12 protein-coding genes are annotated in these 14,940 nt (G+C 47.5%); 7 read left to right on the top strand and 5 right to left on the bottom strand.

Annotation, left to right across the window (positions count from 1 at the left end; all coding sequences use genetic code 11):
- Window positions 1–235: 235 nt before the first annotated feature.
- Window positions 236–1,207, bottom strand: a complete 972-nt coding sequence (mdh, locus tag H6F94_RS31285; protein ID WP_242041540.1) for a malate dehydrogenase — start codon at window positions 1,205–1,207, stop codon at window positions 236–238.
- Between the two features lie 261 nt (window positions 1,208–1,468).
- Window positions 1,469–2,308, bottom strand: a complete 840-nt coding sequence (locus H6F94_RS31280; RefSeq protein ID WP_190806205.1) for a calcium-binding protein — start codon at window positions 2,306–2,308, stop codon at window positions 1,469–1,471.
- A 308-nt stretch (window positions 2,309–2,616) separates the two neighbouring features.
- On the opposite strand from H6F94_RS31280, the gene H6F94_RS31275 reads away from it, so the two are divergent.
- Window positions 2,617–3,444 (top strand): hypothetical protein, encoded by an 828-nt coding sequence (locus tag H6F94_RS31275; RefSeq protein WP_190806204.1) that lies wholly within the window; start codon window positions 2,617–2,619, stop codon window positions 3,442–3,444.
- 83 nt (window positions 3,445–3,527) lie between these two features.
- Here H6F94_RS31275 and H6F94_RS31270 read toward each other — a convergent pair whose 3' ends face one another.
- The 3 genes from H6F94_RS31270 to H6F94_RS31260 form a co-directional block, all read right to left on the bottom strand.
- The gene (locus tag H6F94_RS31270) at window positions 3,528–5,063 is read right to left on the bottom strand and encodes a cryptochrome/photolyase family protein (RefSeq protein WP_190806203.1); all 1,536 of its coding nucleotides are present in this window, start codon (window positions 5,061–5,063) and stop codon (window positions 3,528–3,530) included.
- Window positions 5,064–5,594: 531 nt separating this feature from the next.
- A complete protein-coding gene (locus H6F94_RS31265; RefSeq protein WP_190806202.1) occupies window positions 5,595–5,921 on the bottom strand; it encodes a hypothetical protein in 327 nt (108 codons plus the stop codon).
- A gap of 21 nt (window positions 5,922–5,942) precedes the next feature.
- Window positions 5,943–6,320, bottom strand: coding sequence for a hypothetical protein (locus tag H6F94_RS31260; RefSeq protein ID WP_190806201.1), 378 nt, complete (start codon window positions 6,318–6,320; stop codon window positions 5,943–5,945).
- Window positions 6,321–7,892: 1,572 nt separating this feature from the next.
- Between H6F94_RS31260 and H6F94_RS31255 the strand changes: the two genes are divergently transcribed.
- The 6 genes from H6F94_RS31255 to H6F94_RS31230 all read left to right on the top strand — a co-directional run bounded on the left by H6F94_RS31255 (window position 7,893) and on the right by H6F94_RS31230 (window position 14,887).
- Window positions 7,893–11,966 (top strand): NACHT domain-containing protein, encoded by a 4,074-nt coding sequence (locus tag H6F94_RS31255; RefSeq protein ID WP_190806200.1) that lies wholly within the window; start codon window positions 7,893–7,895, stop codon window positions 11,964–11,966.
- 360 nt (window positions 11,967–12,326) lie between these two features.
- On the top strand, window positions 12,327–12,533 hold the full coding sequence (locus H6F94_RS31250) for a hypothetical protein (protein WP_199320790.1): 207 nt from the start codon (window positions 12,327–12,329) through the stop codon (window positions 12,531–12,533).
- A gap of 86 nt (window positions 12,534–12,619) precedes the next feature.
- A complete protein-coding gene (locus H6F94_RS31245) occupies window positions 12,620–12,940 on the top strand; it encodes an isochorismate lyase (protein WP_190806199.1) in 321 nt (106 codons plus the stop codon).
- 168 nt (window positions 12,941–13,108) lie between these two features.
- Window positions 13,109–13,306: a DNA-binding protein gene (locus H6F94_RS31240; protein ID WP_190806198.1), complete on the top strand. Its 198-nt coding sequence runs from the start codon at window positions 13,109–13,111 to the stop codon at window positions 13,304–13,306.
- A complete protein-coding gene (locus H6F94_RS31235; RefSeq protein ID WP_199320789.1) occupies window positions 13,306–13,689 on the top strand; it encodes a type II toxin-antitoxin system death-on-curing family toxin in 384 nt (127 codons plus the stop codon). The genes H6F94_RS31240 and H6F94_RS31235 overlap by 1 nt, the downstream gene beginning before the upstream one ends.
- Window positions 13,690–13,966: 277 nt before the next feature.
- Window positions 13,967–14,887 (top strand): fructosamine kinase family protein, encoded by a 921-nt coding sequence (locus H6F94_RS31230; protein WP_190806197.1) that lies wholly within the window; start codon window positions 13,967–13,969, stop codon window positions 14,885–14,887.
- Window positions 14,888–14,940: the final 53 nt, after the last annotated feature.

The following is a 14,940-nucleotide window of genomic DNA, read 5'->3' as shown; positions in this document are numbered from 1 at the left end:
TGTTTGAAGCTTTTCAAGGCTTTTTGAGAGTGCGTAATAGGCTTTGGTCATGCCTTGACAAGACTCAACAACCCTAGAGCCAGAACTAGAAGCATTGTTTGCTTGAAGCATTTTGCCGGTCTGGAGCTAGGGTTGTTGGTTAAATAAATGGGTGAACAAGCAGGGCATACTCAGGCCAATAACCAACAGCCTAAGGAACACAAGAAACTCAGGAGCCCCGTTTTTCAAGGCGAAGTCAGGAAGTCAGCGCAGCCAGTTGAGACAGACTCTTCTGAATAGACTGCGCCGATTGTTGTAAGGCTAAACGCTCCTGGTCCGTCAAAACCAGCTCCAGAATCGACTCGACGCCCCGACAGCTGAGACGCACTGGCACCCCGATAAATAAGTCGTGCAGACCATACTGACCAGCGAGATAGGCCGCGGCTGGCACAATTCGGCTGCGGTTGAGCAGGATAGATTCGAGCATCACATAGGTCGAGGAGGCGGGCGCATAGAACGCTCCTCCCGTTTGCAGCAGTTCTACGATTTCCGCACCCCCGTTGCGCGTGCGCTCAACCAAACGCTCAATCGTGGCTGCATCCATCAAGTCGGTAATCGGGATGCCGTTCACGGTCGAGTAGCGCGGCAGAGGCACCATCAGATCGCCGTGCCCCCCCAGCACAATAGCGCTGACATCAACGCTTGAAACCCCCAGTTCCATGGCAATAAAGGTCTGGAAGCGAGCTGAATCGAGGATGCCTGCCATCCCGATGACCCGTTGAGCTGGCAAACCGCTCGCCTTCCAGGCCAAGTGGGTCATCACATCTAAGGGGTTGGTGACGACAATTAGTACCGCATCAGGAGCATGAGCAATGACCTGACGCGCCGCACCGGACACAATCTCGGCATTAACCCGCAGCAAGTCATCCCGGCTCATGCCTGGGGTGCGCGGTCGCCCAGCAGTGATCACCACGGCATCAGCCCCAGCAATGTCTGCGTAGTCCATCGAACCGGTAATCTTGCGGTCATGGCGCTCAACGCCCCGAGCTTCCATTAAGTCCAAAGCAATGCCTTGGGGCCGTCCTGCCGCAATGTCCAGCAGCACGACATCCGCCAGGTTCTTCTCAGCGACCCGTTGCGCCAAGGCACTGCCCACATTGCCAGAGCCGATGATCGCAACCAGGGGCGTTTTGCATTCAACTTGAGGAGGCGTGATGTGCAGAGACAAGGTAGCAATCTCCTGAAAACGCAGTGCCCGAAAACCTAGTACCTGAGAATATGGTGCCTGAGAACGGTGGGAGTGGAGAACTCCCTATGGGACTGTAATCGCTTTCAAGGCTGAACCGCCAGAGGAGCAGAGCATATTACTGCTCAACTCCCCCAGCGGTTCTTGTTTAAGTGTCAGTAGAGCTGTCAGGAAGCTGTCAAAAAGCTGTCAGAAGTTGGCAGCAGGACAGGCGCAGGACAGTCTAAGTTACCTCTAAGTCGTCTAAACAAACTTGAAGTAACTATCATTCAAGTTCAGGTCAGAAACATCCTGAACAACCGCAATTAGTTGATTAGGTTCTGGGAAACCCTGGCGAAGATAGATGGCTAGATCTTGATCAGAAGAACCGACAGAAATCGGCGAATTCCTCAGAACATAGTCGCCTCGGTCGCCTTTGAGCTGAATGAAATCTTCGTCTTCAAAGAAATCAGTCAGCACGGCATAGTCACTCCGGCCAGGAGATAGAAACTCCCGGTCATCGTAGAAGACTTTATCTCTGCTACCCAGCACAAATCGGTCTCGGCCACTGCCACCAGTTAGCGTATCAAGTTCATTTTTGCCAGGATTATCGGCGGCACCGTAGACACCCACCAAGACATCGTTGCCGGAGCCACCCGTCAGGCTATCACGGCCAGTTCCTCCGTATAGGGTATCGTCGCCAGCCTCGCCGTAAAGCTTATCCCAACCGGATTCGCCTCTCACAACATCGTTGCCATCGCCGCCATACACCTGGTCATTACCGTCATAACCGTACAGAGTGTCGGAGCCCGCGCCACCATAGAGGCGGTCATTGTCACGGCCGCCATCCAAGATGTCATCGCCGTTGCCACCGTAGAGGACATCCTCACCAAGCTCACCTTTGAGCTCATCATTGCCCCATTGGCCGATCAAAAGATCATTGCCGTCGTAACCCAAAACTAAATCGTTGCCACCGCCACCGTAGAGGGTGTCATCACCAAACGAACCATCTAGTCGGTCGTTGCCTTCAAAGCCAAAAATTGAATCATTCTCCGACATTCCAATGAGGTTGTCGCTACCAGATGTACCGTTAATCACTGCCATGCTAGGGACTCCTTCTTGCTTACTTCGGAGGTTCTTTCAAATTACGATTGTTCAGAGCCAATTTACTTCATTCGACTGGCTCACCTGATTGGATGACTTGACGGCGAAAGTTTCATAGAGTTCCGCAGTAATTTACAAAAAGTTTGTAATTTTTCGAGATTCAATCTGGAAACAATAGGTATGCTGAGATAGGCCTAAGTCACCCAATCGGGTGATTCTTTGGCAGGAAGGAAACAAATCAGGGGCATAAGAGTCTTATAGAAGAAATGCTATCTGGAGGCTCGCCAGGGCCTACAAGGTGAGTGATGATGAAATTTGGGATGTTAGCCACGACCGTCCTGCTCAGCACATTCAGCCTGAGTCCCTCAGCGGGGGCTGTAGACCTGGATGCTGGCGCGGGAGGCATTGAGGCAGGTTTGCCAGCCAGTCAAGAGGTCTCAACTGTGCAGTTGAGGCTTGCGGATAGCCGCGAAGAACGCGACGACTCGATTGATGGCCGGAATGAGCGCCGCGACAGAGATAGAGACCGCGACCGCGACAGAGACCGGGATAGAGATAGGGACCGGGATAGAGACCGCGACCGCGATTGGTCTAGCTGGGATAGGCGCGAGGATGCCCGTCGCGAACGCGATGCTCTAGAACGCGAACAGGAAGCGCGGGGACGAGAACAGGACGACCGGATCGAGCGGGCCGCGGAGGAACAGGAAGAGCAGGCACGGCGGCGGCGCAGCAATCGGGACTATCGCGACGATCGCGACCGTTGGGATAGAAATAATAGAGATTCCTATTACTATCGGAACTCTCGAAATCCCTGGGGTTCTTGGGGCTACCAGAATTGGGGGAACTACCAGAATTGGGGCTTTCGGCTTGGGCAGCCTCAGAATGGCTTGACTATTTTCAACTACAGCCGGCAGCAACCTCTAAACAACGGGGGCTTCTACAACTACGGCTGGCAACAGCCTCTAAACAACGGGGGCTTTTACAACTACAGCCGGCAGCAACCTCTAAACAACGGGGGCTTCTACAACTACGGCTGGCAACAGCCTCTAAACAATGGGGGCTTTTACAACTACGGCTGGCAACAGCCGCAGATTGTACCGGACAATCGAAGTCTCGGTGGCTGGCGTCAACGATGATGACCTAGGACCTAACCCCCCAACCCCCTTCCCTGCGAGGGAAGGGGGAGCAGGATTCGGAGTTTGTTGGGTTTGCTGAAAATTTAACTCGGTGAATTCAATTGCTGAGTTCGCCACTCGGAGGCTTGCAAGCGGATTTGTTGCAGTTCTTCGGGTGCGAGGCGTTCTAGGTTGCGTAGGATTTGGCCCATGCGGTGGTTGTTCTTGAGTTTGTCGTAGTGGCGAGCTAAGAAATCCCAGTAGAAAAAGTTGAATGGGCAGGCGTTTTCACCCGTGCGGGCGCGTGGGTTGTAGACGCATTTTTTGCAGTAGTCGCTCATGTTTTTGATGTAATTGGCTGAGGCGGCGTAGGGTTTAGAAGCGATTAGACCGCCGTCGGCAAACTGGCCCATGCCAATGACATTGGTTTGCATGACCCAATCGTAGGCATCGATAAAAGCGGCGTGGAACCAGTCTTCCAATTCTTGGGGGGAAATGCCTGCAATTAGTGCGAAGTTGTTGAGTATCATCAAGCGTTGAATGTGGTGAGCGTAGCCAAGTTCTTTGACCTGGCTCAACACTTGATGCAAACAGTTCATTGGGGTCTCTGTGGTCCAGTAAAAAGTGGGTAGGGGCTGCGTGTGGCTGAACCAATTGCGCTCGGGGTAGTCGGCGTCCATGTAGCAGTAGATGCCGTGCATGTATTCGCGCCAACCCAGGATTTGACGCACGAAGCCCTCGACACTGCTAAGTTCCCATTCGCTTTGATTTTCGGTGTAAGCTTGCTCGGCAGCTTCGAGAACTTCTAAGGGATGCAACAAGCCTAGATTGAGATAGGGCGAGAGCATGGCGTGCCACATAGTTTGCTCGCCGGTCACCATTGCATCTTGATAAGGACCAAAATCAGATAGGCGCGTTTGCACGAAGAACTGGAGAACTTGCAACGCCTGTTGACGGGTCACGCCCCAACGAAATGGTTCGGTGTCCCAATAGGTTTGGCTAGCTTTGAAGGCTTCCGATTGTTTGACCCAATCGATGACTGCTTGCGTGATGGTGTCTGGTTCAAACCAGAGGGCTTCGGGTAGGGTGAGTTTGCCTTTGGGCGGTTTGCGATTTTCGCGGTCGAAGTTCCACCGACCACCTGCCGGTTGATCGCCGACCATCAAGATATTGAAACGGCGACGGCCTTCGCGGTAGAAGTCTTCCATTACCAGGCGTTTGCGTGAGCTGGCCCACTGTTTGAAATCTTCCTCATCCCAAACGAAGCGGTTATTGGTAAACAGAGTGAGGGAGCAGGGCAGTTCTAGTTTGCGAATCAGTTGGGCAAAGGGACGGTCGGTGGGCGTCATTACACGCAATTCGCTGATCTGATGCTGCTCAATCCAGTCGATGAGTGGTGTTTGAAAATCAACGGCCTGGGTATAAGTGACTGGCCAACCAGCCTGCCGTAATTCTTCAGCAAAATGCCGCATGGCTGACCAAACCAGCACCAGTTTTTGCAGGTGGTAGGGCAATTGCTGAGCGTGGTGCAGGGACTCAATGAAGATGACGGGAGTTTGTTGGTTCTGTTGGATACGACTTTGCAAAGCGCTCTGTCCTGCCCAAAGTTGATCGCCTAGAACCCAGATGCCAATCGTCATGATCTTTCCCTTCAGTTGAGCTTTCAGCCGGCTAGAGACTGCCTGCAATTTGTCAGTCTGTAATTCGAGGTTGTCTAATCCCCCACTCGCTATTGTTGCACTGTGCTCAGGAAGCCTTTAAACTTGCTACGCGCCAATGCGAATGACAGGTCCAGGTTCAGAATGGCCGGTCTTGGGGACCTAGCATATGGGGCCTAGCTCGTGAGTGCGCGAAAGCGTAAGTTTAGAGCGGCAAAAGAGTAATCAGACCTGCCTTAACAGGAGTGGTTTGCGATGGGTGTCGTTGTTATTTGTTGTATAGGCGAAATTCAATGGTCGTAATGGCGGGAACGGGGAAATTGAAGTCATGTTTACAGATAAGAAAAGGCTGCTGCTGACCGAAGCACCAACAGTTAAATCAGAGGCTGAGGAATCTAGCTCCGAGAAAAAGTTGAGTGAACTTGGCCTGGTTTTGCTATGGGGTAGTCCCTGGCCCTGGTGGTATTTTCAAAACTATTAAGTCTGAGACAATTTCTCAAGCGGAGCTTAAGTTCAAGCTGGGCCTAGAACTTGTCGGATGAGCTGCGCCGAAAGATTGTAGAGCATTACTGAACGTCCGGCATCGGAGAGCACTCGCGTACTTTCGACCCAATTGGCGGCTTCTAAACTGATTAACAAACGCTTGATTTCTTCATCGCGCAGGCCAGAGTCTCTAATGATTAGAGATGCGGGGATGTTGGCTTTGTGGCTGTGGGAATCGGTGTAGTTTGCCAGGACTAACAAAATCAGTTTGAGGGGCGGCATGAGCTTGAGTTCGCGGCTGATGTAGTCCCAGAGGCGCAGGCGGACTTGGGAAGGGGATAGATGGGAAGGAAGCATTGGGGGTTGGGTCCTGAGGGATTAGGGGTTATAGAAGCTGCGAAGATTGAGGTCGAGATCTAACTGGGCTTTGCGTTGTTGCCACAGGCGACGCAAGTAGGCAATGGCATCAGGCGCGTAGGTAAAACGCTCGATTTCGGTTTTGAGCTGTTGGCCAAATTCTTGAAGGGCTTGATGGGTTTCGCAGCTGCGAATGGTCTGCACGCAAGCTTCGAGCCAGTGAATCAAGTTGCGGTAGCTAATGAATTGCCCACCCCGGTCTTTGCGATGCACAAAGAGGACTTGAGCCCATTGTTCGAAGCGCAGAATGCAGTCGGGTGGGATGCCGAGATAAGTGGCGAGGTACGAGAGCGAAATCTCGAATTGACGCGGATTGATGGTTTGCAAAAGTTTGCGCATGGGATGCGAGTGGTGGATAAGAAGTTGGGTGTTTCTGGCCCCCCGGCCTCCCAAGGTTGGGGGGAGAAAGAGAGTGGTTAAAGGTTTAATTCGGTAGCAAAAATCAGTACCAGTTCCCGCCAGAAGTGGGGGATTGGAGGGACCAAAATGCGGTCGTGGGTAGGGGCGAGGTTGTCTCGCCCTTACCGAGATGCCGCCAAATGATTAGCCACCCTGTTTTTGGCAATGCAAAGTCGGGGTGGCTAGGGGGGTGTTAAAATCACCCGTTAGCCTCCTGACTGGCCTCGTACCAGTTGAGGGGTTAGCTGTCCACAAGTTCCTCTATAACTTCTGGGCAGCGATAAATTTTTGCAGCGTATTAACCGTGATTGACGATAGGCAAAAGCTCCGCTCAACGCGATGCAGCCAAGATTAGCAGAGCATCAGTCGTTACGCAAGCGAGTCTTCTACTGATTAGCGACCAGCCAACCAAGCCAGAGTTTAGCGACCCGTCCCTCCGCAACAGGCACCAAAGCCTAACGATTAGCCAACCGAGCCAAAAATTAGCCAACCGAGTCAAAAATTAGCCAACCGAGCCAGCCGTTTAGCAACCCGTCGCTCCGCAGTAGGCAACGGAGCCTAAAATTAGCCAACCGAGCCAAATTTTTAGCTCGCGTCGGTCTGAGATAGCAAAAGATGGCTACTGAAATACAAATGGCTCTAAAAAATTGATTGATTTCCCTCCGAATCATTAACTTTCCAAATCAATTTAGTCAACTTTCGCTATTCAGAAGCAAATTCTGAAGAAAATCTAACAAAGTTAGCTAAATTTAGCGAACTTTCGCTGCTGCGACTGAAACTTCGCTACCAAATAGCAAAACTTCGATCTGAGATAGCTAATCGAGCTTCTTTTTAGCGAAACTGTCCCTAATCTCACTGAGTTTTTGAACTCTGACACTCAGACTTCAGTGTTTTTACGCAGTTAAAGCTTGGCCTTTTGGAGGTATTTCTAAACTCAAGGAGTTCACAGCTGCTGCAAGTTGTGAAGCTATGAAAGTGCTGCATCCAATCCTGATGTCCCTAACCACCTGTGCGAACAAATGAATGCCCCCTGCCGTGCCGTTGGTACTCAAGCTTACACTCGGCCAAGGCAACCGGCGAGAGAGCAGTAGATGGTCACTGAGTTAACTGAACCGCTACTTTGTCTGCCAAACCTGCAAAATCAATCTGACGATGGAGCCTCCTGAGCAGTCTTGTTCAATTCTCATAGCCTTAAGTCTCCCACGCTTCTTGCAGAGCCTTGCAAGGGGCGTTTTTTTGCGCCAACACTTGTCTGGGTTGCTAGGAGAGAAAATGTTCAAAAACTTCTGTTTCTACTAGGCGTTCAGCAAGAGATCCGCTATCTTGAAGCAAGTCCTGATCCTCTAAATTGAGACGACTTAGAAGACAGGTTTAGACTCCTTATCAGTTGATCAAGATTACTAGTTCACTTGGTAGGCTCCTCCTTAAAGTAATCAAAGACGAGATCTTTGTTAACAGGCAGTTCAAACTACTTCTTAAAAACATCACATGTCAAAATACTCGTTTGCTCGTATGCAGCCAATTGACTTTGAGGCCATGGTACAGGCGCTCTTAGAGAAAACGTATCGTACCAATGGCAATTTAATTCAGTTTGGTCCAGGGCAAGATGGTGGACGAGAAGCTACGTGGACGCAGCCAATCAATCATTCAGAATATTCCCGACCAGTTGATCAAAAAGCAGATATACCAAAGGAGTGGGTTTTTCAAGTTAAATATCATGACCCTGATCAGCGTGGCTGGTTTACTGCTCGCGATGCAGTCGTGGCAGATTTGGATAAGGAACTAGAAAAGATTGTTCATAAGTATGCCGTGCCATGTCACGCCTACGTGATGGTTACTAATGTACCCTTCACTGGAGCACGAAACGTTGGCACTCGAGATCAGATAACAACACTAGCAAAAAAGTGGAGTAAGCATGTTCCAGAAATTCATGTATGGGACGCTGCTGACATTTCAAGAATGCTAGATGCGAATGAGGATGTTCGGACAGCCTATATAGATACTATTCTGGTTGGTGACACTCTTAAGGCTCTGTACAACGAAGCAACTTCCAAGGCAAGTCGTAAACAGAGCGCTTTTAAAGCTTATTTGAAGTTTGTTACAGAGCGCGAAGGATCCGCTCGTGCAGAAGAAGCAGGCGATGAACTTGATCTTCCACTGTCTGAGGTTTTTATCGATCTAACCTTAAAGATTCAAGACAGTAACTATGAACTTCCCATTGAATGGCTTTCCAGGAAACCTAACTCGAAGCCTAATACCGGCGCAGTTCTGTTGCCAGAAAACTTAACGCAAGTACGCGCATCATTCGCTCTATTTTTTGCAGACCATCCGTACACTTTACTTTTAGGTGGACCTGGTTTAGGTAAGAGTACTCTAACTCAGTTTTTGGGTCTTTACCAAGCTGCTCGAATTGCTTCTCCCGAGCTGTCTCTGCATCTTGCAGATCGACTGAAGTTGCCGGAGGGAAAAACTGCTAAAGATTTGGATGCTTATTGTCGTCCACGTTTTCCTTTCCGAATAGAGCTACGCCGCTATGCAAAGTGGATGAGTCAGCAACAAGATAAAAATCATGAATTGGCTCGCTACATTGCTGAGGGTTTAATTAATAAAAATACTTCATCGAGTCTTGAAATGGATGACATATTTGATTTGGCATCTAAAAACCCTATTCTTTTAATCTTTGATGGTTTAGATGAGGTTCCAAACCCAGAAACACGACAGCAGATTATAGAGAACCTACAAATATTCCTGCGTCGCATCGATTCAGAAAATGGGGACATTCAAGTAATTTTGTCAAGTCGCCCGAAAGGATACTCTGGTGAGTTTGAAGGATTTAAGCCGATAACTTGGGAACTTAACGAACTTGAAAGACCAGATTTTGATGAGTATTGTGACTGTTGGCTAAAAAATAGGATTCGTGATGCAGACGAGCGAAGTGAAGCAAAAGAGCGGATTAGTCGTGGCATGCTTGCTGAAGCAGTTCAGCGCTTAGCTCGATCACTTCTACAAGCAACGGTTATTCTTACTATTGTTAGGGGCAAGATTGAAATTCCACATCAACGGAACTCACTCTATCAGAAGTATGTTGAAGTAATTTTTAATAGAGAGAAGGAAAAATCAGAGATTGTGAGTGAGCGTGCAAAAGAATTGCTCCGCCTTCATGAGAGAATCGGCTATGAGCTTCACTGCAAAATGGAACAAAGCCGCATTGAAGCTCTCGATAGTGAAACATTTCGCAGCTATGTCTTAAGCGTTTTAGAAGATTATTCAGCACCTCAACTTGGAAACAAAACATTTCGGGTCATAGCAGATGAAATTATTGACGCAGCAAAAGATCGTCTCTGCCTATTAGTTGGCAAAGGAAAAGACCAGACAGATGTAGACTTTGTTGTACAGCAATATCGGGAATATTTTGCTGCTGTATACTTATCGAATCACCCTGACGCAGATCCAGATCGTGTTTTTGATATGCTGGTCCGTCGTGGTGCTTACTGGGCTTATGTACTTCAGTTTTATGTTGCTCAAGCGAATACTAACCAGCAAATGCGCTGGGTTACAGGTATTCCCGACCAGTATGATGAAGAGGACCCTATTGAAGCCCTTGTTAGAAAAACTAGAACTCGTCGAGCAATTCTTAATGTCTTACCCGAATTTACTCTCCAACGCAAGAGCGATTTTGAACGTGCCCTCAAAATAATCTTTAGTTTAGAAACTAGATGGGCATGGTTGGAGCAGGAAGCGGTGATAGAAATTTTACGACTTATTCCTTCTCTTGATATTTTTCAGACACTTTGGAAAATGTTTGGAAATCTATCTTTAGAAGATAATGCAACACTAGCTGTAGAACTTTGGCTTTTAGCTGAACTATCCTCTTCTCAATCTCAAGAACGTGTAGATCTTTGCAGCAAGATTAAAGACCTTCTAGGACGAGAAGACACACAATCAACTGCCTTGTTTTCAATCTTTCAAAATGACCTAAGAGTAGATTTGATAGATTGCAGTATTTATGAAGTCAAGGTAGCATTCGAAAATTATTTCTACAAAGAAGGTAGAAGGCGACCCCATAAAAAACAGAATCAGCTACATACTTCAATATCTTGCCAAACTAAGGAGAAACAGTGTGAATTATTGCTTTCTATAGGGAGTTCCTGGCGGTTGAGTAATATTCGTTTTGTCTTTTTATCAGGGGCATTAGAAGAAATCCTATTTCCAGGGGTAGAACTATCAATTTTGGAAGATAGTTTAGAACTGCGATTGTTCCCTTATCTGTGTCGCAGTTTTGGTGAAGCTAGCGTTCTCAAGTGGTGGATCAGAAAACTTGGTAATACTGTTGGCTTGTATTCAGACTATTTAAGGAGCCTTGCGCGAGCAATACAAGAGCCGGATAATAGTGACTTGGATAACCACGCCAGACTGGTTGAAAGCCAGATTTCAGGAAGTATTGGTTATATATGGAAAACCGAACGTATTTTAGGCCCATCTATCTCAGATTTCGCTTCGACAGATTCCTGGAAAGAATTCAAACGAAAAATTAAACATGCCTCCACAGAAGATCGTGAGTGGATTTCTAGAAGTGCTGATTTTATTAGGTCAGAAAGTTTGTGGATATGTCTTTTCTTTCATCCAGATCATTGGTCATTACTAACAGAGGAAAATTTAATCACGAAAGATGAATGTGCTCATCTTCTGAATACGCCCCTTGGAAGCGTTCTTCAGCTTCCTATAATTCCTCTAGATATATTTCAAGGTATATCTTCATTCTCTGAATCTTCGCTCGAAATTCCTTTCCATAAAATGCTTCGAGTGGTTCTTAATATTCTTGAGAAAGAAGGGATTAACCGTGTCAGTAAAGCCCGAGGTTTAGATGGACTATTTTACAGAGGTAGAATGCAATCGATTTCTACAGAAGAAGCGGGAAGTTTACTAGAGCGAGCAAACAACTTGCCACCACTTCCTTCCGTGTGGGTAAGTGTTATTTTAAGACTTTGCATTGATGTACCTGAACTAGATGTTGAGCTTTTGCTTAATTTTTGGGAAAAGAGCGAACATTTGCATCCCCGTCTTTCCTTTATCCACAGGGAAGAATTGCCAAGTAATTGGAACCAGCTTTTGGAGAAACTCTTAAGTAGTGATCGTGACAGCGCACTTCGATTAGGAATACTAATAGCAGCTTGCTCAAAACCTAGTAGAGAAATTGGATTCTTTTTGAGACATCGATTGTTAGCCAAGCCCAACAATTATTTAAATAATGACCATGTATCGTGTGATTTGTACTGCCTCGCACTACTAAATCTAGATCCTAGCTTGGAAGAATTTTCATTATGGTCACAACCAGAGTTTATTCATCGACTACGTGAGTCACCATGGCTGTTAGATCGTCTTGACAAACGGTTTGCTGATGCAGCTAATCCCAAATTTAGGCTTGGTCATGAGCAACTACGAAAACAACTATCCCTTTTTATTGCTAAACGCTATGATTATCCAGCAACCCTAGTTCTAGGAGCACTTGAAGCTATTTTAAGGATTGACGAAGCTAATCTGCCAGCTTTAGACTCTAGCATATGGCAGCAATGCCTCGATGAATAGTTGGTGAATACTCAGAACGCAATGATCTGTAAGCTTGTTGAGTATAAGTCAATGCTTTGAGCAGTTTAACAATGCCCAAGTACCCGACCACCGAAAGGTTACCTTTTAGGCGTTTGAGAATATCTGCGGCGGATGATGATGAACAACGTTAGTCAGCAAAGCGCCGTTAATAAGATATGCCTTAGTAAGGCTTTTTACTCGGTGCCTCTTCCATAACTTCATAGGTCCAGACTTCTTCTCAGAAGAAACGACATCACGAGACATCAGCCTTGGCTACCCCTTCAACTTGACCTCAGACCAGATAGAACTGAGCAACGTACTAGACATAACACACTAAGGAACTGCCAAAAATTGCTAAAAATGATTCAAACCCTCATTCTTCAGGCCTTACGTCGGCCAATCCAAACCAAACCCGGCTCTATTTCCCAGTGGTCAGATGTTGTCCTGTCCTACGAAGAAATTCCTGATTTCCCCGCTTTTGAGTCCTATCGTGATGAACTTCTCCCGCCTGTTGAACCAGAATTATTCTGCTGCGATACCTGGGCGATGAACTGCCAGCCACCGTGAGAGCAGACTAACAGCACGCAATTCGACTATCACATCCAACTCGATGTAGAGTTCAAGCTGAAGTGTCAACCGAAGCTCATCAGCCTATGAAGACACCAGAAGAATGTGAAAACATGACAGACATTCGAGCCGAAATCGATCAGCTCGACCGTCAAATTATTGCGCTACTCGGTCAACGCTTCGCCTACGTCAAAGCCGCTTCTAAATTCAAAACCAGCGAAACCAGCGTCAAAGCCCCCGAACGCTTCCAGGCAATGCTAGAGCAACGCCGAGTCTGGGCAGAAGCAGAAGGATTAAATGCTGATGCAATCGAAAAACTGTATCGAGACCTAGTAAGCCACTTCATTGACGAAGAAATGAAGCATTGGCAACAATCCAGAGCTGAACAGCCGCCCCTTGACATTTGAGAAGCTTTCTAGATGCAGCATCTGCTCGATACCAACATTTGTATTAACCTGCTTAAGCAAGAGCCTACCAGTCACACAGCTTTTCTCCTATCTCAGGGCTGTGCAGCAAGCAGGTGAGCCAGTTGCGAGTGCTAAACTTTACTCAGAGATACTGGCAGAGCAACAGCTATGACTTCTATCAACATTAATCTTTCAAACAGTCAATTTCAAAAACTACAAGAGCTAGCAAAATTACACGGAATTCCTCCCGAAACACTACTACAGGCAAGCATAGAAGATTGGCTCAACTCCCCCAGAAGCGATTTTGATCAAGCCGCAGAGTACGTACTCAACAAAAACGCTGAACTCTACCGGCGTTTAGCATAATGCGTTATCTAACGCTGGTTGAAGTATTGAACTTACACCATCGCATTATTAAACAATCAGCGGGAGCACTGGGCATTCGTGACTTAGGTTTGCTGGAGTCTGCCATTGCTCAGCCCCGCATGACTTTTGGCAACCAAGATCTATATCCAAACCTCATCGATAAAGCCGTTGTTTTGGGATTCTCCATCATCATGAACCATCCTTTTGTCGATGGAAATAAACGGACTGGTCACGCGGCACTGGAAACCTTTCTCATCCTGAATGGCTCGGAAATCAGCGTTTCCATAGATGAGCAAGAGCAAATTATCTTGTCCGTGGCGTCAGGTGTAGTAGGACGAGAGGAATTCACTGAATGGTTACGGCAACATATCACTCCGAGCTAACATTACGCTTAAATGCAGCACAAGCAATCTTACGAAAGAGAGCCACACCAACCCCTAGAGAATCAGCAACTTAAAGCCTTATTTAATTCATCTGATTAAGAAAAAACTTCCCAAAATACTGGCACGATCCCAAGCCCTTTCTCTATCAAATATTGGCATTTCTTCTATCACTGCAGCGGAATTAGAATATGGCGTTTGTAAGAGCCAGCCGCAAGAAGAAAAATGTAGTGCCTTGCGTTAAACTCTTGCACACTGCCCTGCGAGAGACCACGATTTTATGAACACTCAAATACCAGAATCAATCGGACAAGAAGTTATAGCTGCCCTCCGCCAGTCAGGAGACAAAACTCCTCTGCGCGACACTCAAGAAACCATACCCGGCGGCGTCAGCGAAACACTTCTTCTGAAAACAGACCTGAACGTTTACTTCTTGAAGTGGAACGAGAAACCTTGGTTTGGCACATTCACAAACGAAGCATTTCAATTGTCATTGCTTCGACAAACCAACACAGTAACTGTGCCCGTTGTGATTGGTTTCGCCGAAGCTGAACAAGGACAACCTGCCTGGATGCTGCAAGAATGGGCAGGAACTACAACCCAAGACGATGCTGAGCTGCGCCTTGGCAGAAAGTTGGGCCAGCGCATAGCCGAGTTACACGCAGCAACCTCAAACACAGCACCTGGTTATGGTTATGTAGAGCGAAACGAAGACGGTTCGACACAGCTTCCCACCCAGGACTGGGCGAGTTTTCTTTACGAAGCCCACCTGCGCCACCATATCGAGCGAGCGAGAAAAGAGAACCGCTGGACAACCGAGCGCAACCAACGGGTAGACAGATTAGTAGAACAGTTACCCAATTTGCTGGCAGGAGTGAGACGGGCTCCAACATTGCTACATGGAGATCTTCACAGCGGCAACATCCGCCTTGCGCAGAATGGAGAACCCGTTCTTGTTGATCCTTGGTTATTTTATGGTGACCGCGAGATTGAAATTGTGTCTACATTCCTATCTGGCGATTTCCCGCCAACTTTCTATGCATCTTATAATGAAATATTTCCTTTAGAGCCAGACTTTCAAGACCGCGTTGACTTGTACAAACTCGTTTGGTTACTCAGTGGCTTATACTACTCCTCAGAAGCCAGCAGCGGTGAAGACAACGCAATAGCTGACCCGATATTAGCTCACTATGTCGGCTAACGAAAAAACGAAAGGGGACTTCGCAGTGCTAACAGCAGAAATGGCCATCAAGT

It is taken from the genome of Leptolyngbya sp. FACHB-261 (assembly GCF_014696065.1).
Lineage (GTDB): Bacteria > Cyanobacteriota > Cyanobacteriia > FACHB-261 > FACHB-261 > FACHB-261.
Note: the sequence above shows the minus strand (reverse complement) of the source record. Positions and strands in the feature narration are given on the sequence as shown.